At 28.4% G+C, this 22,718-nt stretch carries 22 protein-coding genes; 5 read left to right on the top strand and 17 right to left on the bottom strand.

Features of this window, described 5'->3' with window-relative positions:
• Positions 1-244: 244 nt before the first annotated feature.
• Positions 245-1,228, top strand: a complete 984-nt coding sequence (locus tag Q6H37_RS10360) for a DnaD domain protein (protein WP_318741625.1) — start codon at positions 245-247, stop codon at positions 1,226-1,228.
• Complete coding sequence (locus Q6H37_RS10355) at positions 1,164-1,913, top strand: ATP-binding protein (protein WP_318742980.1); 750 nt, start codon at positions 1,164-1,166, stop codon at positions 1,911-1,913. The genes Q6H37_RS10360 and Q6H37_RS10355 overlap by 65 nt, the downstream gene beginning before the upstream one ends.
• A 154-nt stretch (positions 1,914-2,067) precedes the next feature.
• Here the strand turns inward: Q6H37_RS10355 and Q6H37_RS10350 are convergent, their stop codons facing one another.
• The gene (locus Q6H37_RS10350; RefSeq protein ID WP_318741623.1) at positions 2,068-2,454 is read right to left on the bottom strand and encodes an OsmC family protein; all 387 of its coding nucleotides are present in this window, start codon (positions 2,452-2,454) and stop codon (positions 2,068-2,070) included.
• Positions 2,454-3,239: a class I SAM-dependent methyltransferase gene (locus tag Q6H37_RS10345; RefSeq protein ID WP_318741621.1), complete on the bottom strand. Its 786-nt coding sequence runs from the start codon at positions 3,237-3,239 to the stop codon at positions 2,454-2,456. The genes Q6H37_RS10350 and Q6H37_RS10345 overlap by 1 nt, the downstream gene beginning before the upstream one ends.
• Before the next feature lie 109 nt (positions 3,240-3,348).
• Here Q6H37_RS10345 and Q6H37_RS10340 point away from each other — a divergent pair, with 109 nt between their 5' ends.
• On the top strand, positions 3,349-3,999 hold the full coding sequence (locus tag Q6H37_RS10340; protein ID WP_318741619.1) for a Crp/Fnr family transcriptional regulator: 651 nt from the start codon (positions 3,349-3,351) through the stop codon (positions 3,997-3,999).
• 30 nt (positions 4,000-4,029) lie between these two features.
• Here the strand turns inward: Q6H37_RS10340 and Q6H37_RS10335 are convergent, their stop codons facing one another.
• The 10 genes from Q6H37_RS10335 to Q6H37_RS10295 form a co-directional block, all read right to left on the bottom strand.
• Entirely contained in the window at positions 4,030-4,404 is a 375-nt protein-coding gene (locus tag Q6H37_RS10335; RefSeq protein ID WP_318741617.1) for a helix-turn-helix domain-containing protein, read from the bottom strand.
• A 236-nt stretch (positions 4,405-4,640) separates the two neighbouring features.
• The gene (locus Q6H37_RS10330; RefSeq protein WP_318741616.1) at positions 4,641-4,856 is read right to left on the bottom strand and encodes a hypothetical protein; all 216 of its coding nucleotides are present in this window, start codon (positions 4,854-4,856) and stop codon (positions 4,641-4,643) included.
• Positions 4,857-5,042: 186 nt separating this feature from the next.
• A complete protein-coding gene (locus Q6H37_RS29560; RefSeq protein ID WP_412523940.1) occupies positions 5,043-5,099 on the bottom strand; it encodes a hypothetical protein in 57 nt (18 codons plus the stop codon).
• Positions 5,100-5,401: 302 nt separating this feature from the next.
• Positions 5,402-5,536: a hypothetical protein gene (locus Q6H37_RS10325; RefSeq protein WP_318741614.1), complete on the bottom strand. Its 135-nt coding sequence runs from the start codon at positions 5,534-5,536 to the stop codon at positions 5,402-5,404.
• A 44-nt stretch (positions 5,537-5,580) separates the two neighbouring features.
• A complete protein-coding gene (locus Q6H37_RS10320) occupies positions 5,581-5,796 on the bottom strand; it encodes a hypothetical protein (protein ID WP_318741612.1) in 216 nt (71 codons plus the stop codon).
• Positions 5,797-5,812: 16 nt separating this feature from the next.
• Positions 5,813-9,010, bottom strand: coding sequence for a UvrD-helicase domain-containing protein (locus Q6H37_RS10315; RefSeq protein ID WP_318741610.1), 3,198 nt, complete (start codon positions 9,008-9,010; stop codon positions 5,813-5,815).
• Positions 9,011-9,057: 47 nt separating this feature from the next.
• Positions 9,058-12,033 (bottom strand): PD-(D/E)XK nuclease family protein, encoded by a 2,976-nt coding sequence (locus Q6H37_RS10310; protein WP_318741608.1) that lies wholly within the window; start codon positions 12,031-12,033, stop codon positions 9,058-9,060.
• 143 nt (positions 12,034-12,176) lie between these two features.
• Complete coding sequence (locus tag Q6H37_RS10305) at positions 12,177-13,040, bottom strand: hypothetical protein (protein ID WP_318741606.1); 864 nt, start codon at positions 13,038-13,040, stop codon at positions 12,177-12,179.
• Positions 13,041-13,354: 314 nt separating this feature from the next.
• A protein-coding gene (locus Q6H37_RS10300) for an IS1182 family transposase (protein WP_412523864.1) occupies positions 13,355-14,781 on the bottom strand; the annotation gives its coding sequence in 2 pieces (ribosomal slippage) (positions 13,355-14,193 and positions 14,193-14,781; 1,428 coding nt in all).
• A 231-nt stretch (positions 14,782-15,012) separates the two neighbouring features.
• Entirely contained in the window at positions 15,013-16,440 is a 1,428-nt protein-coding gene (locus Q6H37_RS10295) for a PLP-dependent aminotransferase family protein (protein ID WP_318741604.1), read from the bottom strand.
• 146 nt (positions 16,441-16,586) lie between these two features.
• On the opposite strand from Q6H37_RS10295, the gene Q6H37_RS10290 reads away from it, so the two are divergent.
• A complete protein-coding gene (locus Q6H37_RS10290; RefSeq protein ID WP_318741603.1) occupies positions 16,587-17,192 on the top strand; it encodes a DUF1847 domain-containing protein in 606 nt (201 codons plus the stop codon).
• 30 nt (positions 17,193-17,222) lie between these two features.
• On the opposite strand, the gene Q6H37_RS10285 is transcribed toward Q6H37_RS10290, so the two are convergent.
• Positions 17,223-18,176 carry a S8 family serine peptidase gene (locus tag Q6H37_RS10285; RefSeq protein ID WP_318741601.1) on the bottom strand — a complete coding sequence of 318 codons (954 nt, stop codon included), beginning with the start codon at positions 18,174-18,176 and terminating at the stop codon, positions 17,223-17,225.
• A 292-nt stretch (positions 18,177-18,468) separates the two neighbouring features.
• Here Q6H37_RS10285 and Q6H37_RS10280 point away from each other — a divergent pair, with 292 nt between their 5' ends.
• Positions 18,469-18,657 carry a hypothetical protein gene (locus tag Q6H37_RS10280; RefSeq protein WP_318741599.1) on the top strand — a complete coding sequence of 63 codons (189 nt, stop codon included), beginning with the start codon at positions 18,469-18,471 and terminating at the stop codon, positions 18,655-18,657.
• Between the two features lies 1 nt (position 18,658).
• Here the strand turns inward: Q6H37_RS10280 and Q6H37_RS10275 are convergent, their stop codons facing one another.
• The 4 genes from Q6H37_RS10275 to Q6H37_RS10260 form a co-directional block, all read right to left on the bottom strand.
• Entirely contained in the window at positions 18,659-19,225 is a 567-nt protein-coding gene (locus tag Q6H37_RS10275) for a hypothetical protein (RefSeq protein WP_318741597.1), read from the bottom strand.
• Between the two features lie 182 nt (positions 19,226-19,407).
• Positions 19,408-19,989, bottom strand: coding sequence for a hypothetical protein (locus Q6H37_RS10270; RefSeq protein ID WP_318741595.1), 582 nt, complete (start codon positions 19,987-19,989; stop codon positions 19,408-19,410).
• A 170-nt stretch (positions 19,990-20,159) separates the two neighbouring features.
• A complete protein-coding gene (locus Q6H37_RS10265; RefSeq protein ID WP_318741593.1) occupies positions 20,160-21,545 on the bottom strand; it encodes an MATE family efflux transporter in 1,386 nt (461 codons plus the stop codon).
• Positions 21,546-21,684: 139 nt separating this feature from the next.
• Positions 21,685-22,521: a MerR family transcriptional regulator gene (locus Q6H37_RS10260; RefSeq protein WP_318741591.1), complete on the bottom strand. Its 837-nt coding sequence runs from the start codon at positions 22,519-22,521 to the stop codon at positions 21,685-21,687.
• Positions 22,522-22,718: the final 197 nt, after the last annotated feature.

Raw genomic sequence — 22,718 nt, 5'->3', positions numbered from 1 at the left:
TAAACGAGATTGTTTAAACAAAGATAAGGTTACGTGCTCAAGGCACACTTATTTGTGCTTGAAAAGACAATCTACACATATAATTATTCGGTCATCTGACAAGTCAGACAGCCCACTCACCGTCCCGTGATTTGTAGTATACTGAAAATCCCTATGACTTAATAATAAAATATAAACTCACTCAAAGCCAACACTTTTCATTACGTTTTGTGCCTTGAGCGAAGTGAAAGGAATGGATATAATTATGAAAAAAGTACTTTTGGAAAATGAAATCACTATGGTTTTTCAACCTAAGCTTGCCGAAATTTTTGGAATTACGGAAAGTATAATACTCCAGCAAATTCACTACTGGCTTTTAAAAAGCAATCACATAATAAATGGCACACCCTGGATTTATAACAGCTATGAAGCTTGGCACAATCAAATAAGCTTTTTATGTAAGAGAACCATAATAAGAGCTATAAAAAAGCTTGAAACTGCAGGAGTAGTCTTAAGCTCTAATTTCAATAAATCAAAAATGGACAAGACTAAATGGTACACCATAGATTATAAAAAACTTGAAAGCCTATGTGATGCTTTTGAAGATGGTACTAATTCAACAATTGACACTAAAGAAAAGTTAGATGATGTAAATAAGTCCAGCAATAAGTGCCTTTCTCCTTCTTCCATTGAGTCAAAAAGTCCTATGGATAATGCCTATTTTAATAAAGCAATACCAGAGATTACTACAGAGACTTACTTAAAAAAAGAAGAAGAAGGGTTCACTGATGTTGTAAATTTTTACAGTGACAATATAAGCTGTGCTAGTCCTTATGAAATTGACCTGCTAAAAAATTTTATGGAGGATTTTAATTCCAAGGACCTAATTATTCTTGGCATGAAGCAGGCACTAAAAAGCAATGCCAAAAATTTAAGATACATCGAAAAAGTGCTTTACAGCTGGAAAAATAAAGGTTTAAGAGATGAAAATGAAGTTATAAATTATTTAAATAATTATAAAAAACATAAGAGTTATTACGGTTTTCATAACTTTAAAACTAACAGTGATTTTCTTGATGATTATAAAAAGCTGCAGGGAGGGGAAAGCTTTGGAAGAACATGGGGAAACTATGAAAAGAGTTGGGGATATAATTCAGAGACTGAGGAAAAAGAACTTGGAAAACATGAAAGAGAGGAAGAAAAAACAGAGTGGTATCAAGGAGACATGGAAGGACTCATCTGCAGTTGACGCTTTGGAAAACTGCCCTATTTGTGGTGGAAAAGGATATATTATAAAACACTCTCCTGATGCGCAAGATACCATTGCCTTCTGTAAATGCAGAGAAATGGATAAGCTTAAGAGGATGTGGAGTTTTTCAGGCATAGAAACTCAAAAAAATAAACTTACTTTCAAAAACTACAATGCCTATAATACAGCTACTGAAGAAGCAAAGAATACTGCTATCAAATACTTTAAAAGCTTTAAACAAATAAGAACTACTAGAAAAAACAGCATAGCTTTTTTAGGACAAGTTGGTAGCGGAAAATCGCACCTTAGCATAGCTATAGGCTTGAACCTTCTATCAAAAGGCATTCCCGTAATTTATATGTCTTATAGAGAACAGATAATAAAATTAAAACAAAATATTTTAGATGAAGAATATTATGAAGCCTGCACACGAAAGTTTAAAACAGCACAGGTTTTAATAATAGATGATCTGTATAAAGGCAAGCTCACTGACTCAGACATAAATATAACCTTTGAAATAATAAATTATAGATACATGAAGAATTTGCCTATAATAATATCTTCAGAATTTACTGTAGAAAAGCTCTTGTACTTTGATGAAAGCATAGGCAGTAGAATTTTAGAGATGTGCAAAAATTTCATTGTAGAAATACACGGTAAGGAGAATAATTATAGATTGAGGTAAAAGTAAATAAATTAAGCTGCTAATAAAAAAGATTATCTATAAATTGGTGCAGCAAGCAATTTGTTAGAAGCTTTTGTGGTTCTTTTAGACGCCTTGCCTAAGCTTGCTGCACTCTTTAAATTAAACCCTTTATAGTTGTAAATAACCAATTAATTTACACTAAATTAATACTTTGAAATTCTATTTCCTTGGATAAAGTTTTTTTTACGGGACAATTTCTAACCATACTAATTATGAGTTTCTTTGTATCATTAGAAATATCACCCAAAATATCAATATCATAAAGAAATTTTGTTTTATTCTCATCACTTCTATCTAAATCTACTTTAACAATTACCTTCTCATATTTTATATTTTTACGTTCTAATAACATTCTTGTAGTAATATTAATACATGAGGCAAATCCCGCACATAGCAAATCATGTGGTCTTAAATATTGTCCTTTTCCTCCTTTTTCTCCTGTTACATCAGAAAAAATAACTGAATTACCATTTGAAATTTCTGTACAATAATTTTCTTGTTTACATTCAGAAATTATCATTATCTATTCCCTCCATTTTTCATAGATTGGAATATCTCTTTATTTTTTACTGCAATAATTTTAATACGCCTATAATCAGCTATCCATTGGTTCTCTTTCCATAAACTATCTTTGCAAATTTTTTCTGTTTCAAATAAGATTTGTTCCCTTTCTTTATATGAAACATTTGATATATGGTTTGCAAAAAATTGACAACTCCAATTACGTAATCCTTTTTCACCATCAGCAAGCGGCGTTGGTCTATCATATTCAATTATATCTTCTATTTCAAAACCAGCTTCTTCTAATAATATTTTATATTCCTCTTTTGAAGGAAAGAAAAATTCTGAACAATAAGAATATCCATGTTGCTTTAGTGCTATTTCAAATGCAGTTTGAATTTTATAAACATTATTTTTTGCTCCAAATTCACAAATCAATTTTCCATTGTCTTTTAATGAATTATAAATAGAATTCAATAATTTTTCTTGATTTGGAATCCAATGAAAAACTGCATTAGAAAAAACAGTATCAAAATAATTTTCAAAATCTAAATTTGTTGCATCTGCCACTTGAAAATTTAAGTTTGGGTAATTTAATTTTGCCTTTTTAACCATATCTGTTGATGAATCTATTCCAATAACAGTTGCCCCTTCTTTTGCCAACTCATTTGTCAGTATTCCAGTACCACAACCTAAATCCAAAATTTTTTGGTCCTTCCCCACATTCACTAAATCAATCATAGATTTACCATATTCCGCTACAAAAGAATGTTTATTATCATATAGATTACTATTCCATTTCATAATTTGTTACCTCCATAAATTTTTTTATTATATTATTACATAAAACTTTAATGAAGAATGTAAACTATGATACAATTAGAAAAACATTATTTCAACGGAGGTGTTTTTCTTGGATAAAGGGATTTTATTTTTAGACCACAAAATAGATATGCCCACTAAATTGTTTGAAATTTTTAAAACAAAACCTGCACGAATATTTAAAAATAATCAATTAATCTATCAGCAAGGAGAAATTGCTGATAATTTTTACTACTTAAAAGAAGGAATAGTTCAAGTTTTTGCAAATTCCTCAGATGGTTTAGAAAAAATCTTAACAATTTATAAAAATGGTGAAATTTTTGGAGAAGCTTCTTTTTTTGATGGTTTTCCAAGAATGTCATCAGCTAAAACTCTTTCCGATTCAGAAATTATCACCATTAATAAAACTGATATTATGTCGTACTTTCAAAAAGAACCTTTTCTTGCTCTAAATTTCATAGAGCTTTTATCTCAAAAGGTTAGAATGTTATCAAATGAAATTGATAATATTTCATTCTTATCAGCAGAAAAAAGAATAGCTCAATATCTGTTAAGGATAAATAGATATACAAATTACCCCATTAATTGTACTCATGAAGATATTGGAAAATCTGTAGGTGTAAGTAGAATTACTGTAAGTAGAACTTTAAATAAATTCTCTAAATATCAATGGGTTTATACTAAATATAAAAAAATACTTATATTGAACAAGAATGCTCTTTTAGAATTTTTAGAGGCATGATATATTTTTTTCTTAAAATGTTGATGTCCATTAAATTTTGCCTTCTTTGTCATTTAGCTTTTTAACAAATTCATCCCAATCTTCATCTGTGGCCAATTCTCTGGCTTTTCTAATTGCTAACCTAACTTTAGCAAAGGACATAATATACTCTATAAGATCAGGTGATATTGTATTTTTGCCTTCTCCTGCTAAATCAAACATTTTATGTTTTTCATCCTCAGTTAATTTTAAAATTTTAACTATTAGCATTAGCTTATCCATATCTGGTGGATACCTTCTGCCTTTTTCAATATCACTAAGATATGAGGGTGCAATTCCTAGCTCAGCAGCCATTCCTCTTAAAGTTATTCCAAGTGATTTTCTTTTATCTGCAATAAATTTTCCAAAACCTAATATATTATTCATTCTAATCCCCTTCTAAATAAAATAATATGTTCGCATATATGATAATACTATTATACAGGAAATTACTTTCAATGCAAGGGATATTTGTAAAATTATTTAATCAAATTACATTTAATATTAGCAAAGCAATTTATTGGCAAATTGTATCTCAATCCTCAGAAACTCCATCAAATTTCTTTTGTTAATGCTGATGCATTTGCCATAGAAATATAGCCTCTTTAAACTAAAAAATATGGCTAAATTAGCCACATTTTACTGAACTTTTTCATTTTCAATTTTTTTATCAATTCTAAAATTTTATTTTCATCTAATTTTGTGTACATATTTAAAAAATATGAATTTATATTTTCTATTGCAGATGTCATCTCATCATAATCTTCCAGCGTTATCTTATTATTATACGATAAATCTATAGCTTTTAAATCTTCTTTTCTAACACATGAATAGACCATATTATATCCCTCCAATACTTATAGATATAGTATGGTCTATTTTTATGAGTTATTTTTAAAATATCTACATTCTAATAGCAAAACAATTTGTTAACAACCTCCAGGGTTTATTACAAAAGCTTGCTATTATTTATTAATATCAAACCTTTTTAATATGTCCTAATTTTTATATCTTATCTTATATTTTTAGAAATATTTCTCAAGCTCTTTAATATCTTTCATATCAAATATTTCTAGTCCTATTATTTCTAGCGTTTCATCTGATAATTCTTTTATCTTTTTTTATATTCTTCTGATACTTTTATAAATTTCTTAGTTAATAATTATAGTAGTAAGGGTAATAAGAAAGGATTTTCATGGACATGTAGACATCATTGGGTAGAGAGGGTATATGTAAAAGTAAAATTTAAATACATAAAAGACATTATATCTAAACTTGGTAAAAAAAGGTACAAAAACAATTTTGTTCTTGCACCTTCTCTTTAACTTTATAATTTCTTCTACTGCTCTATCAACAAAGTTTGTTTCACTTCCAACTTTTGTTACTAATTATTACTTATATCTTCCTTTAATTTTTTAACTTCATCAATACTTAGCCCAGTTTTTTTTGATACCATCTCTATTGAAAGTACATCTATCAAATTTTTAGCAATTTCTATTAAAATTTTATTTCGATGCAAAATTACCTTCTAGAAATACAAAGCAGGAATCCTTATTCATTTCATTATACCAATCTTTCTATGACCTCAAAACTATGTATAAAATCATATCCCTGCACCTTACACATTTTCACATTAGCTCTTACTATCTGCTTATTAGGATGCTGCACTTCTTTATATCTCTTATAAGCTTGCACCTCATTATCACCCTTGTAGTATATTGTTTCACTTTCTAAATCTATATTTGTAACAACTAAAAATTGATTCTCAACCAACCACATTTTATTTTCTCCTTACCTATAACTCCATCTCATCCATACTATAAAGCAATTCTCCAACCTTTTCCCTATCAAACTCAATCTCAACCCTTTTACCACAATCCAAAAAGTACAACTGCAGTATAATCTCATCTACATTCCTACCCTTCACATAAAGTAGCTTTTCAACAGCAGCTCCATATAATAAAAGCTGAGGTGCATAAAACTCTGCAATTTCATGCATACTCTCCTCACTTCTAATCTTATTTGTTTTATAATCTGTAATTACTGCCGTATATCTTTCGTTTTTCTCAAATACTTCTACCCTATCAATGAATCCCCAAAGCATCATTTTTTTATCTTCAAGTGGCGAGAAAAGATACTGAGCTTCATTTTGAATATCTATTTTGTTTCCTAGACTATCAATACCTGCCTCTATAGAAAAATAGTTATCTATATATCTTACAAATTCTGCTTTAATATTCTTCTTATTTTCTGCCTTAATATTATCGCAAATACTATCTAGATATTCTTCATAATTCTCTTCCTTATTTTCATTAATAAATTCAATTATACTATGGACTGCAGTTCCTCTTACATCTGCTGCTAGAGTATTCTTCTGTTCTTTTTCTTCCTTCTTTACATCAGGCAATTGCTCATAGTCTTCAAATTTTATTCTTAATACATTTTCCATATAGTACAGCTTTGGATTCTTGGAGTATTTCATATATTTTGAAGCACTATTATAGCGCCTTGGTTTAATATTTTGAGTATAGTATATTCTTTCTCTTATTTCTTTTCTATCAAAGCTTTCTAATTCCTTAGAATCTTCAGCATGCTCCATTTGAGGTAAATTCTCCTCTTGAATATACTCTACAAATCCATTCTTTTCAGCTTTCATACTTAAAGCATATCCTATCATTTTTCCATAGCTATTAAGATCCTCAAGCTTATTACCAGTAAATTTAACCTCTTCTTCTTTACCTGTAAGTACTATGTATTTTTCTGCTCTTGTCATAGCAACATAAAGTATTCTTATTTCTTCATCTATAACTTCTTCCATCTTTCTAGCTATAGCTTGCTTAAATTCTTCACTTTCACTATTATCCTCATTAAATTTTAATAAGAACTTATTCTCATCTATAAGCATATGTGTTTCCTTTAAGTCACTCATACTTCTTGAAACTGCATTTTTATCTATTGCCGGAATTATAACACCTTTAAACTCAAGACCCTTTGAACCATGTATTGTCATAATCTTTACTGCCTCTGAATTTTCAGTATCCAAAGCAGCTTCGCTATCATCTGCTCCAAGATTATTAAGTTTTTCTATGTAACCTAAAAACTCCTGTGGCGTAAATAAATATTCCTTGTCAAATTCCTCTGAAACCTTTAGCAGCTTTTCTATATTTCTAAACTTCTGCATTCCACTTTTCTGAAGAATAACATTTTCTTTTATGTTACACTCCTTTATAATACCTTTTAAAATTTCCGTTGCTGAAAGCTTTTTTCCTATGTCTAAAAGTTTTTCAAGGATACTTAAAGCTACTTCCAGCTTCCTTATATCTTCCTTTGCAGCATAGTTATCCTCTCTATCTATGAACTCTTCTTTTAACTCTATTACAGTTTCACCTATAGCTTGAATAAAATCTTTTTCTTCCTTCAACTCATTTATTCTTAATCTAAAAAGTACATCATCAGGCACTTGAAAAACAGGGCTTTTTAGAATAGAGTAAGCCTCAATTATATTACCATTTTCATTAATACTTTCCCTACTATTAATAGCAAACTTATATAAAGCTAAAACATCCTTAACCTCTTCCTTTTCATAAAAGCCAGTTCCTCCAATAATACAGTAAGGTATGTTGTATTCCTCCAGCTTTTCTTCCAAATCACCTAATAAAGTTCTTTTTCTAAGAAGTATAGTTATATCCTTAAAACCTAACCCCTTATCTAATAAAAGCCTTATTGCTTTTACAATTGTATCTGATGACTTAGAGCTAGTATATTTATAATCATTTTCTTTTAATTGCTCTAAAGCAGCTTCAAATTCACTTAAGTCTATAGTATTTTCTACCTTATGCTTTAGTTTTTCTTTTAGTAACTTTAGACCTGTATTTGACGCCTTATTTTCGCCTTCATTATACCTGACTATCATTATTCTTTTTTCTTCACCAGGCTTTTCTTCCTTAGGCTTTAATTCCTCATATCCATTAATTAAATTTTTAAATATATCATTTATACCGTATATTATTTCCTTTTCACTTCTGTAGCATATATTCATAGACTTCTGGGCGTCAATACCCATCTCCTCAGATACCTCTTTAAATACTCTGTTGTCTGTGCCCCTAAAACCATAAATAGCTTGCTTTTTATCTCCAACTATAAAAAGTCTTTTATCTATTATTTTTTCTTCTCTGTCCTTTGTAAGGCTATAAATTATGCTCTTTTGAAGATCATTAGTATCCTGAAATTCATCTACCATTATTCTAATATATCTCTTCTTATAAGCTTCTCTTAACTCTGCCATTTCTAGGAGTTCTGAAGCCATGGTTTGAAGATCTGTGTAGTCTAGCATATCTCTTTTTAACTTATATTCCCTATAGATTTCATTTATTTCATAGATAATTTTTAATATAAAATCCTCTATAGAAGCTGCTTCTGTCCTTTCAATAACCTCTTGAAAGTTCAAACCCTTCTCTAATATATCTACTCTTATTTTTAAAATTTCTTCTATAAATCTTTCCTCTTTATATTTATTTTCAAATATATTATTCAAGATTTCAAATTTTGCACTATATTTCTCATTAGAAAAATAAATATTTAATACTTGAGCCGCTGTATCCTTTAAAAACTCCTTACTGTCAATATCATTTATAATTTTAAAATTAAAATCCATTCCTAGAAATGCTGCATTTTCCTTCACTATATTACTGCAAAAGCTGTGTATTGTGCTTATATTAGCCTTTTCAAGCTTATCTAAAGCCTTCTGCCAGTCTACTGTTTTTTCACCCTTTTCAACTCTCAAAATAATTTGCTCTCTTATTCTATTCTTCATTTCTAGTGCAGCTTTTTCTGTAAAGGTTATGGCTACAATTTGCGATACATCTATTCCACTTTCTAATAACCTCAAGAATCTCTCTGTTAAAACTCTTGTTTTACCTGATCCAGCACCAGCAGAAAGTGCTATATTCTTATCTATATTCAAAGCCTCATTTTGTTCACGATTAAACTCCATAAAACCACCACCTATTTAATTTCTGAAACTCCTTGTAAATCTATAATTTATTCTTGATTTTTCAAGCCTATATTCACTACTTTAGACTTATTGTATCTGCACATTTCTTTAAATTCACAACTGATATTAGCATAGGAATTCAAAACTGCACTGCATTCTAAAGTATAGTTAAACTTACCTGCTTTAATTTTTGCCATAGTTTCTTCTATTGTAGATTTTACGTAATTTATAAAAACATAAAAGCTTTCTTTATCAAAAGGTGACTTCTTTGATATTCCTAAGTTTTTCATATATTCTTCTAAATAAATTCCTTCATAATTTAACTTAATTTTACCTCTATCTTCTATACTCAAATACAATAAAGCCATACACTCCAACGTCTTATCCCTTAATTGTGGTATGTTTTTTAACTCTTCTAAAATAATAAGATAATATATAGTAAGTTGACAGTCTTTTATGGATAAAATACTATCAAATTTAGGTATATTTTTCTTTTTATAATCATAAATCACAAACCTACCAGTAGGTATGTATTCTCCTTCCTTTAATTCATACTCTAAATCTACCCTATCAATCTTGCTGACTACTGCCATTGAAAACAAATCTGTATTTTTAAACAGCTTTTCCAGTATAGCAGGTCTTAAAAGCTTTCCTTTGCTTTTCTTTTCATAGTCCTTCAATCTCTTTAAATCAAGCTTAATAAATTCCGTCAGATTTTCATGAACACCCTTATAAAATTCCTCATACTGCTCTGGCTCCTGATCAATATTTCTCATCTTCTTAATTTCTATATCAAGCAGCTCCTGTACTCTTTCTTCGTCTAGCTCTTCATAATTTGATAAACCATCATAGTATGAATAAAGTACAGCATGATAAAGATTCCCTATTTCCATGCTATTATACTCATCCTCTGGCTCCTCAACATAGGATAAATTGAATATCCTATTTGCCATAAAAGAATAAGGACAATCTAAATATTCCTTAATAGCTGATATACTTAATTTATTCTTCTCTGAAAATCTACCAAACTTTTCTCCCAGTATACCTTCATAATTATTAAAGCTTATTTCCTTATTTTTATGATATTCAACAAAGCCTTTATAGATATAATTTTCCACATCTTTCTCATAGGCTTTTATTATATTAAGCTTCTCCTCATAGGATATTTCTTTTCCATCATTGTAGTATTTATCAAATAAACTTTTAAGAAGTACTACTTTTAGCTCATATTCAGACATTACATCACTAAACTTCAGTTCAAATCTATCTCTCATAGTAAAAGCTCTACTGTAGTTTATTCCAGTTAAAAACTTCACCTCTTGAATAAAGGAAGATGGTATAGAAAAACCACCCTTCTCATCAGAAGTTCTAAAAGATAGAGTAACAGCCTTTCTAGCTGTGCTTAAAGTAAAATTAAATCTTATTTTTTCCTTTAAAAGATCTAATTCATAATCCTTATAGCTAATACCAAGATTAATCAAACTATTTATATCCTGCTCATTTAGTATACCTCTGCTTTGTGATACTGCTGGCATTTCTCCTTCGTTTAATCCTAATATGTATACGTGATTATAGAAAGTGCCTCTAGCCAAATCTGTATTTAATATTTTTACCCCTGCTGCTTTAGTATTTTCTATGGTCATAGGAGTATTTTCACCAGAACTTCTTATAAGCTCCTTTATATCCTCTTTTGGCATTAGATCCTGTAACATTCCGCATAGCTTAAAACTAGTCTTCAAACCTTCAAGAAAACTTTCAAAGCCTAAATATCCCTTTAAAACTATCATATCCTGTATAGGTAAAGACTCTTCTAAAACTTTTTTCTTTAACTCAGATATCTCTAAACTGTAATCCTGAAGATTTTCACAGATACAATCAATCCACTGCCCTACAGTTTTATTTTCTTCTTCAAAAAACACTTCATTTATAGTATTTCTAACTAATTGAGCTGCAGAAATAGCCATATTATCTACTACCTCAATTGGAATTTTAAACTCCCTAAAAATGCTGATCAGATGAGGTATATACTCATCCTTATTGTTTACAAACACTGCTATATTTTCTGCTTCTTCTTGCAAAAGAAGTCTTTTTATATCTCTAGCTGTTTCCCTTACCTCCACTGAAATAGAAGGATAACTGTTAATTGTTACAGCTTCAGCCTTCTCCACTGTTTTCCCAGCGTAGAGGTTTTCACATAAGCATTTTATATCTTTGCTTATCTCATAAACTTCTTCTAAGGATTCCTCTATAGTAAAGCCCATATTAGCAAATCTATTAGCTATTTTCTCTTTCAACATACCCTTAGTTAAGGCATTTTTAAAAGAAATGTTTACATATAAATTTACATTGCTTTTCTCACATATCTTCTCAATAAGCTTCATATCTACTTCATCTATACTTATAAATCCATCTATAATTATGTTATCTATCTTGTGAAATACTTTTTCCCCTTCTCCTTCTCTCACTACTTCTACTGCTTTTAGCGATATGTCATTAACATCATATACGCTATACTTTTTAAGCATATCCGTATATTCTTTATATATTAAACTTAAATCCTGAAGCTTAATTTTAAGAATAGAATCCTCCAAGTCATTTAAGTTGCTTATTCTCTTAATAAATTCTTCTGAGGATATATTTTGTCTTTTTAACACTTTGATAAAGGTTCTAGTTTCTTCAATAAATCCATGCTTATTAAACACTTTTTTATAATAAAGGAGCTTATCCTTATTTTCTTTAAATATTCTTGCTATAATTACAGCTTCAAAGTCCTCATGAATAACCCTATCATTACTTATTACACCTTCCACAAGCATTCTTTCAAGTTCGTCAAACATTATTACAGTAGAGTTAATCATTCCGCAGTTTCTATCAATTATAGAATACCTTACATCTTTTATCGCCTCTCTTGAAGGAAGAAGGTAAATGAAGTTTTTTCCTTGTCTTTGAAGCTTTACACAACTTTCAACTAGTTTTTCTCTTCTTTTTGTAAACAGAGGTTCAAAATAAACTATTCTTTCCATTAAGAAGCCACCTTCCTAGAACTTAAGTACTATTTATTTTCATTTCTTTATGATTTTCTTTGAATTTTACATTAAAATATAAGCTTAACAAGTCTTTTTAGAAGTAATTATATCATAAATATATTTAAACTTTTTCTAATTTCCTAATAATACTTTAATATTTCCTTGTAAGTATCTTTAAACTCTTTTTTTAAGAATTTCTTAAAGCATTGTGTTTCAATAAATTCTCCCCCACTATCAAATGTTCCAATTAACTTTATATACTTAGGTGGTATACATGAATTGACTAAGATTTCATCTATTCCCCAAGACTTATCCATTCGCTTAATTCTTTTAGAATACTCTCTATACTCATCAATTGTGCAGCAATTATTCCAATATAATTTACCATAATGTTTGGCTCTTTTAATGTTTTTTTCTAATTCTATATCATACATCATACAAAATCCACTTAGCCCCAATGAACCCATAATACACTTACTAAGATCATCTATAATAACTGCATAAACATCCACGTTTCTATGCCCTAATTCTTCATCTTGCTCTTCACCAATCCAATTACCCAATTGAGGATGCAGGTATACTGAATTCGCTTTAGATATATCACTATGATGATTATTTAGTTTATCCAATATTACACTTGCATTATAAACTTCTAAATCCATATCTTTATTAGGAATAAGGCCATTCTTCAGAATACTTTTTCTGTTTTTAATCGATGTAATGTGATATCCTATATTTTTTTCCCTAATAGAATAAAGTACATCTTCATAACACGGTTCAATTTCATGTCCTTTTTTTAATATCTTATGTATATCTTCAGTTTGCTGCTTAAACCATTCTCTTAGATTTATTTCTGCTTTTTTATATGTATCCCCATAAAACTTAATACATTCTACACAGATATTACCAGGTTCCCTATAAACTTCAGCATATATCTTATCTTGTTCTTTATATAGCTTATAATTTATTCTAAAATGATTATACACATAAAATCTTTCCTTCAAATATAGCCCTCCATTTTTTCTAGTAACTACCTGACATAAACATTATTACATCAATATCTATCTTCTCTCCTAAATTAAATTTTGTTTCATTAGATAATGTTACTTATTTATGAGTATTTACATTAGTAATTTTATTGTATTATTCTTTGTGTCCTTATTTATGTCACAACACTTTCATAATATTCAAATTTACAGGCAAATCTTCCAATATGATATGAACAAATTAACTAAAACAGAAAAAGAAGGTAATTTATTTACCTTCAGATTGTTCAAGAACCCAGCACTTTTAAAAGTGCTGGGTAAAATTATCGATTCTAATTTATGCGGTAGTATTTATAGAAAATATCAACATCTTCAAATATTTGTAAATAGTTGTTTCGTAAAATCAAAAAAATGTGCGATAGCACTCTGGCTATCTTTTTCATATTCTGAACTGCTGCCGTAAGTAGGCATTGTTCAGAAACTTTTTTGATTCCACGCAAACGAGCATAGCGTAGACCATGAAGATTTTTTGAATCTGCAAAGCTACGCTCAATTTTTTCTTTTCGTCTATTATATATACTTTTTCCTTTTTCTGTCTTGGTAAACTTAAAAACTTCTTCTTTATAGTCCTCCCAAACATGGCGTCTAATAGTTCTAAAGCTTGCTTTATCTGAAGTTAAACATTTATCTCTATATTTACAGTTTGTACAATTATCTGAATTACTAACATATTCTTTATAGCCTTGTCTATTGGTTGTTTTATATTTTAATAGGTACTTATTTTCACAAACATAACCATCTAAATCTTTAACATACTGAAATCTATATTTTGTAAATTTGCCTTTAACGTGCGGTCCTAGTCTAAAGCCTAAAACGGCCTTATAACTTTTCTCAGAAAGTTTTTTACAAATTGGATTAGTTGAATAACCAGCATCAGCAACTACATATTTTGTGTGAAAATTAAACTTTTCTATTTGTGTTTTTAATCTATCAATATAAGGATCTACATCATTAATATTTCCTGGAGTTACGTAGACATCAGTTATTATATTGTATTTGCCATCTACTGTTCTATGATCCAAATAGAAGAAACCTTTGGGTTTACCTTCTCTAACCATGTATCCACTTTCAGGATCTGTAGTGCTTACTTTTATTTCTTTAGTTTCAGCTATTTTTTCTTTTTTTTTAAAGGTTTTTTTCCATGTTCTATTCTATCTTTATCAATATCTTTTTCCAGTTGTTCAAGATATCCTTTAGTTGACTGAGTAATTATTTCTTTAGTAAACTTATTTTTATTAGCGTTAGCTTTTAAGTGAGTTGAATCTGTGTATAAAATTTTACCATCTACTAATTTTTTATTTATAGCTTGAAGTACAATATTATCAAATATCTTTTGATATATATTGGTATCTTTAAATCTTGCTATTCTATTTTGACTTATAGTTGAATGACTTGGAATTTTATCTGTAAGATTATATCCCAAAAACCATCTATAAGCTACATTAACTTCAATATCTTTAACAAGCTGACGTTCTGAACGTATACCAAATAGATATCCAATAAAAAGCATTTTAAATAAGACTACTGGATCTACTGATGGCCTACCATTATTGTGACAATATAAATCTTTTATTAGTTCTCTTATAAAAGAAAAATCAATATATTTATCTATTTTTCTAAGGATATGGTTTTTGGGAACTAAATTTTCTATATAAACTAATTCTAATTCATTTTGTTTTTCTGAATTATTTGTAAGCATATATTACCTCCGTAAAAACCCTATCGGGTTAATTTTATCTATATTATATATTCGACATTTATACAGAAAATCCTTTTTGAATCAAAAAAATCCCTATCGGGCAAAAAATTAAAAGAGCTGCTGACAAAATATGTTTATCAACAGCCTGAGAGTAGGCTAAACCTACTCTTTAACTAAATTCTTTATGTTTTAATGAATTTAAAGTGCTAAAGGTTTACTTGAGCTTACTATTTAATTATGATCAAACCAAATATCATTTAATACCTTAATGACAGGTTCTATATCTTCTATAGATATTCCCTTATACGAAATCAACACTCTAACCTTTCCATTTCCATCATAATTATTTTTATCTATGTAGTACTTAGAAATTGGTGTGATTTTTATGCCAGCATTCTTGGCAGCGTTAACAATTTCTTCTTCTCTGTGACTTGTTTCAAGTTCTAAGATAACTCTCATACCAGTATTACTACTTATTAAATTAACCTTATCTCCCATAAAGGTACGGATTGCCTTAGTAATAATCTTATATTTTTTTTCATAATGTCTTCTCGCTTTTCTAATATGACTCTGCAAATAGCCCTTATTCATAAAACGTGCTAATGCAATTTGTTCCAGCTTGGAAGTTGTTTGACCATTCATTTTGTATTTATCCAAATATAAATCTAACAGCCAATTGGGTAGTACCATGAAACTTATACGAATACTTGGAATAAAAATTTTAGAAAATGTACCTAAATATATTACTCTATCAAAGTTATCTAAACTTTTTAATGCAGGAATGGGTTTATTTGAAAATCTCATTTCGCTATCATAGTCATCTTCTATAATAATTCCATCATTGTTTTTCGCCCAATTTAAAAGTTGAAGCCTATTTTTAACAGACATGATTACACCTTTGGGAAATTGATGAGATGGAGTTACAAATGTAATTTGGCATCTACTATTTTCAAGTTTCCTTACATCTAATCCATTCTCATTTACATCAATAGGTTTAATATTAAATTGATTTCTTTCAAAAACATATCGTATATAGTTGCTTCCTGGTTCTTCCATACCAATACTATCAAAATTTTCTCTAAGAATTTGACAAATCAAATTCAAACAATACTGTGTGCCTGCACCTACCACAATTTGATTAGGATTACACCTCACACCTCTATTCTCATATATATATTTTGCAATTTCAAAACGCAGCTCATACTCTCCTTGTAAATCACCATAACTTAGAAGACTTTCAAATTCATCATTTATAACTAAATTAATTATATTTTTCCACGTTTTTATGGTATAGCAGTCTTTATCCATATATTGTGGTGCTAAATCATATTTTAATTTTTTTATATTTTCAGTATCTTCATTCTTAAAATTTATATAATTAGAAATATGTGATGCCTTTAATAAATCAGAATCTATATTTTCAACTATATAACCAACTTTAGGAATTCTTTTAATATATCCTTCAGCATAAAGTTGATCATAAGCAGCTTCAATAGTATTTTTACTCAATTGAAGATTCTTTGATAAATTTCTTAGTGATGGTAATTTTTCATCACCTTTAATATTTCCATAGATAATCTCTTTCTTTATACATTCATATAGTTGATAATATATTGGTTTATTTATTGTATTATCCAAAAGTGGAGTAAATGAAAACATTGATCCCATCTCCTTCTGTACCCCTCAATTAGTAAAATCTGTCCCTTTTAAATATGACAAATTACTATTATATTATAGATGCTGCCACATTTTATAACAATTACTATTTTTTAAAGAATAAAATCAAAATAAAGGAGAAGATTATTATGTATAATTGTGCCATATGTTCTGTACATTCCTGCAGCAGTGATAAATTAAATGCTGCACCTAAAAATTGCCCATGTATAAGTAAAAAAATGAATGCTATAAAAACATTATATAAGGATGAAGAAAACTACAAAATTGCCCAAGCTTCAGCATTAATCGTAAGTGAAAGTTATGGTGAAAAGACAAGATTAGAAGAGACTATTGCTTTTGCAAAAAAATGCAATTATAAAAAAATAGGATTAGCCTTTTGTATTGGATTAGCAAACGAAAGCAAAATAGTAAGCAAAATACTTTCTTATAATGGCTTTGAAGTAAGTTCTGTTATTTGTAAAAACGGCCATATTTCTAAAGAGTTAATTGGTATAAATAATGCAAAAGTAGCTATGTGTAATCCAATTGGCCAGGCAGTATTTTTAAATGAAACAAAAACAGACCTTAACATTGTTTTAGGTCTGTGTGTTGGACATGATTCTTTATTCATAAAATATTCAGAAGCACCAGTAACAGTTTTTGCAGTAAAAGATAGAGTTTTATGCCATAATCCTTTAGCTGTAGTTTATCAGGCCGAAGCCTATTATAAAGATAAATTATTTCCACAAAAATAGATATATGTGATTAAAACATAGTCTAAAGTTTTAATAATTTTCCTTAATATATGCAGCAGCTTTTCCTATATCTACAACATTTGAACATTCCACTTTTTTTAATGTAAATGGATCTGTAAAGGTAGTTTTATATGCTGTTTTTTTCAAAATTTGTCTATATTCATCTGGTGTAAGTTTATTGTTTATACTTTTTAATATAGCTATAAAGCCTGCTGTAACCGGTGAAGTGGATGAAACTGAGTAATATGGAATATCATTACCATCAGCAGCATTCCTTTTTGATTTTTTGTACTTATCATACGTATCTACTAACAAAGTATTATAGTCATACTGTAAAATGCTAAAATCTGGTTCTCGCTTTCCTTTTTCCATATGCTTAAGATCAACCATTTGTCCTGGCCAAATATTATTAGGATTATCATAATGAATAAAAGTAGTTATAATATTATTTTTTACAGCCTTATTTACAGCCTCATCAAACCTTTTACGATTTTTATCTGATATAGGACTTTGAGAATAGGTTAAAATGTCAATGTGGTTTTTTATTGCCCAATCGATTGCCTCTATCATAGCAGTAACTCTTTTGTCTTCATTCATGCTAGCTGCAGTATTTAACGCATATACTTGGCATTCTGGAGCAATTTCTTTTAAAGTATTAGCCATCCAATAGCCGTGTTCATTGGATTTGTTTAGAGCATAAGGACTATTTATAAAATCAACAGCACCACTGTACAAATCTTTGTGCTGTTCATACCCAAAACAATGATCTAAAATTCCTACTTTAATTCCTTTTCCTTTACTTATACTTTGAGCTTGTTTTACATTGTGTATTGTAAAATAAGTATCCCTTGAATTTGCATTTGCAAAAGCAATATTCCAGTTCTGATTGTTGACTTTTAATATTAAAAGTACATTATATGTTATAGAAACTATCATAATAAATATACTTATAGCTATTAAAACTTTTTTAAATTTACTTTTCATATTTTAATCCCCCATTGTAAATAAAATTTTTCCTAACTAACATTTACAATTATGGGCTTAATTTCTTAAAAAAAACTGATGGAAATCTTAATAATTTCTTATTTTTTTAGTTTTCATTCCTTTAGAGTTGTATTGATTTTTCTAATATGTGAAAATAGATATTGTAAAGATTAATTAATCTTAAAATTTAAGTAAATTATTAATACAACTAGAAATGGCCGAATAACTTAATTACATAGAATACAAGTTAAATAATACTGCTTAAAAAACTATGTAAGAGGAGGATGAAATAATGAATACCTGGGGTTTTGTTCTTTTAGCAATTATAGCTATAAGTCTACCAATTTCAGTTACAAGTTTAGCATTCAAATATCTCATTAAAAAAAATATAATAAGACCAAGTAAAATTTCAAGGATATTCTATAATAATGATGAAAACTTTATTATTTCTTGGAAAAAAGCACTAAATCAATCTAATTAATTTATATCACCTCAAACTCTTCAATTGTAGGTAATTGAATTTGAGGTGATATTATAATCATGTTTTCATTTTTTAGACTCCATCCATTAGGAGGAATATCATAAACCACTTGTAAATAAAATTTATTAGTTTTAAATTTTGAATTCTTTATTTTACTAAGATTGATTAATTTATTGTAATAGTCTTCTACAAGACAATCAGAAAAGAAAATAGTACACATTCTATATCCAGTTCCCCAATACCAAGATATAAATGATCTCTTTACACTTTTATATAATCCAACTCCAATAGAAGTATCTTTAAATAATTTATCAAATGAAAATTTATTATTAGACCAATAATCTATATCATATTCATATAAATTATCAGAATTAAAAATCATTGACCATACTTGTTTTGCTCTAATTTGAAAGTCATTAATATTTAGTAAACCCTCTTTATTCAATGGCAGCCAAGGAAATTTATCAATAGCTTCATCAGATTTATTATAATTTTCATATAAATTTTCAATATAAATAACAAAATTTAAATTGATTGAAGCAGCATTGGCTAAATAGAAATCATTCATCAAACAATTCACCTCTTATCGCATGATTTTTTAACATATATATTTGACTATGCAGGTTGCGAGTTTTCTTTTAATAACAAATACATCCTTTTTGCGGTTCTATTCATAATTATATTCGAGATACTTCTAAAATAATTAATTTATATGTAAGCACTTATATTAATCATATAATACTTAATATATTAATTTGTTTGTATTGAATTATTAGGTATGTACAATTTATTTTTATTACCCACAAAGGTAGCATTATCAATAGATAAATACACATTAACATAAATATCATTAACAGCATTAATAAACATATTATTACCTTTCAATTCTTTCACCTTATATTCAGCTACTAATTGAATAGTCGGTTTATTAAAAATATTTGCCTTTAATACCTCTACTGAATTACTATTTAACTCTATAATTCCATCAGATTTTTTTAATGAATAAAAGTTGCAATTATCATGAAAAACTTTCTTAACATATATATTTAAATTTGCTTGAGAAAGTGGTTTAATTTCATCACATTGTAAAATTTTGCTTTCAACTCGTACATCTTTTGCTCCTAAATTCCATATTAAAGAAGGTACTGCAAATGCTATAAACATCATCTGAATAAATCCCAATAATATAATACCAAAAAGCTTTTTAGAAAAATAATAAAATACATTTTCATTAGAAACATTATATTTATCTAATTTTTTACTGTAACCATTAATAAGCACGAAACTCTCAATAATAGGAATTATACAACCTATATACAAAAATAAAAGCATACGCATATCTCCTGACAATACAATTATCCATTAATTTCAACTTGTTCACCAAATTTCACAATATTCTATTTTTTCTACATGGTATATTATAACATAAAAACTAAATTTAGGAAAACAAATCACTTATTCATTGATAATTAATGCTTCGTTTTCCTAAATTTAATTTCTATTTATTTTATTACCTCCACCTTTGGATATTTCTTAAGCTCTATGGTAATAAGCGTAATAGTTACCATAACTGATAATATTTCTGCACAGGGTCCTGCATACAAGACTCCTAAAACTCCAAGAAATTTAGGTAAAATTATCATAAGAGGAACTATAAAAAAGGTCTGCTTACATAGTGTAAGAAGCATTGCTTTTCCAGGTTTGCCTACAGCCTGAAAGAAAACACAACTTGTAAGTTCAAAGCCTATAAACATACAAAGCATCAAAAATATCTTAAAAGATTTTAACGCAAATTCATTATACAGTGCATTATTTTGACCAAATAGATTTACTATACCTTGTGTAAAAAACTGAAATATGATGAAACCTATTATTGATACAACAGTTGCTATTTTTATAAGCATAAAATAAGTATCCTTCACACGTTTAAAGTTTTTAGCACCATAGTTGTATCCAAGTATTGGCTGGCCTCCTATAGCTATACCTATCACCACTCCTAATAAAAGTTCATTCACTTTCATTACAATACCTATTGCTGATATTGGAATATCACTACCATAAATTGATTGTGCTCCATAAGTTTTAAGCATATTATTGCTCACTATTATTATCACTGTTACTGCTACCTGTGTAATTAAACTGGATATCCCTAAAAGCATTACTGTTTTACTCACCTTTACATCAAGTTTCAAATATTCTCTTTTAAACTTGATATTTTTAAACTTTTTAAGATAACTTATAGAAATTGTGCAGGATAAAATTTGTCCTATTATTGTTGCTATAGCAGAACCCTTGACCCCCATGCCAAAATGAAATATAAGTATAGGGTTCAAAACAATATTTATAACCGCTCCAACTATCATAGCTAACATTGAATATTCAGGGCTACCATCTGCACGTATTATTGAATTTAGACCTGCTGCCAAAATCATGAAAGGAAATCCTATTAAAATTATTCTCATATAATCCAGTGCTATAGAAATGTTAGTGCTTGTTGCTCCAAAGCTCCATAGCAGCTTTTCCATAAAAATATACCCAACTGCTAAAAATATCAAACCTAAAATCACCATCAAAACAATTGCATTACCTATTGCTTTAGCGCCCTGTTCTTTGTTTTTCTCTCCTAATTTTATGCTGTAAAAAGCAGCTGCTCCATCTCCTAAAAGTAGTGAAAAACCTAAAGCTAAAACTACAAGAGGAAAGGTTATATTTGTAGCTGCATTACCAATGTAGCCTACTCCCTGACCAATAAAAATCTGATCTACAATACTATAAAGAGCATTGACCACCATTGCAAGTACACAGGGAATTGAAAACTTCATAATAAGCTTGCTTAATTTTTCATTTTCAATATAGCTTTCACTAATTTTTATACTCTTTTCACTCACTTAAATACACCTCTTTCAAACTTCATATAGACATCCTTTGAAATTGGTAAGCTTACTACCTATATATAGGTTTTGATTTGAACATCTACAATTGAAAGAATAATGCATACAGTAACGGGAGAGTCAACACTTATTTTAATTATTTGATTGGAATTATAAGTTCAGTCACATAATTTTCTTCATCTACTGTGTTCATTATGTCCACAAGATAATTATCTACAGGCTCACCACAAATTTCGTATCCATTTTCATAAATGTATTTATACAACTTTCTATAAGTATCTATCATATTGTTATAACTTCCATAATGAACAGCTGTAACAGCTTTAAAGCCTCCAAATTTTCTAACTAAACTATCTATTTCTCTTTCTTCAGATACAGCTATACAAACTTCTATATCATAATCTTTCTTTTCTCTTTCTTCAAAATCGATACAGTTATCATAATACACTGCCATAGCATTCTTTATAATATGAAAATTATTTCTTTCAACCAATGAAATCAGCTTACAATACCGAACTGTAAAATCTTCAATACTACAGGGTCCTTTACTTCTGAGATAAGCAACATAAGATACAGGTATTTCTCTTATCTCAATTTTAAATTCTTCATGTTCTTTCTTTTTCTTCTTACTCTCTTTTATAAAAAACTGCAATTTTGTTTTTAACATTTTTAAATCATTAATTTTATTATCAATTTCTATACACTTTTCATTAATTTTTCTTGTGTTATATTCTAAGTCTTCTCTGCCTAAAAGCACTTTTATTTCCTTTAATGAAAAACCTGCTTCCTTAAAATGCTTGATCACAAGCACCAAAGCCAATTGATCATTTGAATAATATCTATAATTACTGTCTGGATCAATCTTTCTTGGTATCAACAATTTTATTTCATCATAATATCTCAGTGTTTTTATTGGAATATTGCATATTTTAGATACTTCTCCTATTTGATAAAGTTTCTTACTTTCATCCATTGTATTAATCAACTCCTCATATAAATGCAATTAACTACATTTTACCACATAGATAACCTTGTACGGTATTCAATTTCCGTTTCTTGTTCTTTTAAGCAATATCCCTAAAAGCCGCAGAAGCTACTATCAGCTTTTCTATAGCCATTAATCTCCACTCTATTTTAAACTCAAGTAAAATTAGTTGATTATGTATATTT

The sequence above is a fragment of the Clostridium sp. JS66 genome (assembly GCF_033561535.1).
Classification (GTDB): Bacteria; Bacillota; Clostridia; order Clostridiales; family Clostridiaceae; genus Clostridium_AM; species Clostridium_AM carboxidivorans.
Note: the sequence above shows the minus strand (reverse complement) of the source record. Positions and strands in the feature narration are given on the sequence as shown.

Coding starts and splice junctions, on each gene's coding strand:
- Q6H37_RS10360 (WP_318741625.1), top strand. CDS start 245: ATGAAAAAAGTACTTTTGGAAAATGAAATCACTATGGTTTTTCAACCT.
- Q6H37_RS10355 (WP_318742980.1), top strand. CDS start 1,164: ATGAAAGAGAGGAAGAAAAAACAGAGTGGTATCAAGGAGACATGGAAG.
- Q6H37_RS10350 (WP_318741623.1), bottom strand. CDS start 2,454: ATGATAATTTCTGAATGTAAACAAGAAAATTATTGTACAGAAATTTCA.
- Q6H37_RS10345 (WP_318741621.1), bottom strand. CDS start 3,239: ATGAAATGGAATAGTAATCTATATGATAATAAACATTCTTTTGTAGCG.
- Q6H37_RS10335 (WP_318741617.1), bottom strand. CDS start 4,404: ATGAATAATATATTAGGTTTTGGAAAATTTATTGCAGATAAAAGAAAA.
- Q6H37_RS10330 (WP_318741616.1), bottom strand. CDS start 4,856: ATGGTCTATTCATGTGTTAGAAAAGAAGATTTAAAAGCTATAGATTTA.
- Q6H37_RS10320 (WP_318741612.1), bottom strand. CDS start 5,796: ATGTGGTTGGTTGAGAATCAATTTTTAGTTGTTACAAATATAGATTTA.
- Q6H37_RS10315 (WP_318741610.1), bottom strand. CDS start 9,010: ATGGAGTTTAATCGTGAACAAAATGAGGCTTTGAATATAGATAAGAAT.
- Q6H37_RS10310 (WP_318741608.1), bottom strand. CDS start 12,033: ATGGAAAGAATAGTTTATTTTGAACCTCTGTTTACAAAAAGAAGAGAA.
- Q6H37_RS10295 (WP_318741604.1), bottom strand. CDS start 16,440: ATGTTTTCATTTACTCCACTTTTGGATAATACAATAAATAAACCAATA.
- Q6H37_RS10290 (WP_318741603.1), top strand. CDS start 16,587: ATGTATAATTGTGCCATATGTTCTGTACATTCCTGCAGCAGTGATAAA.
- Q6H37_RS10285 (WP_318741601.1), bottom strand. CDS start 18,176: ATGAAAAGTAAATTTAAAAAAGTTTTAATAGCTATAAGTATATTTATT.
- Q6H37_RS10280 (WP_318741599.1), top strand. CDS start 18,469: ATGAATACCTGGGGTTTTGTTCTTTTAGCAATTATAGCTATAAGTCTA.
- Q6H37_RS10275 (WP_318741597.1), bottom strand. CDS start 19,225: ATGAATGATTTCTATTTAGCCAATGCTGCTTCAATCAATTTAAATTTT.
- Q6H37_RS10270 (WP_318741595.1), bottom strand. CDS start 19,989: ATGCTTTTATTTTTGTATATAGGTTGTATAATTCCTATTATTGAGAGT.
- Q6H37_RS10260 (WP_318741591.1), bottom strand. CDS start 22,521: ATGGATGAAAGTAAGAAACTTTATCAAATAGGAGAAGTATCTAAAATA.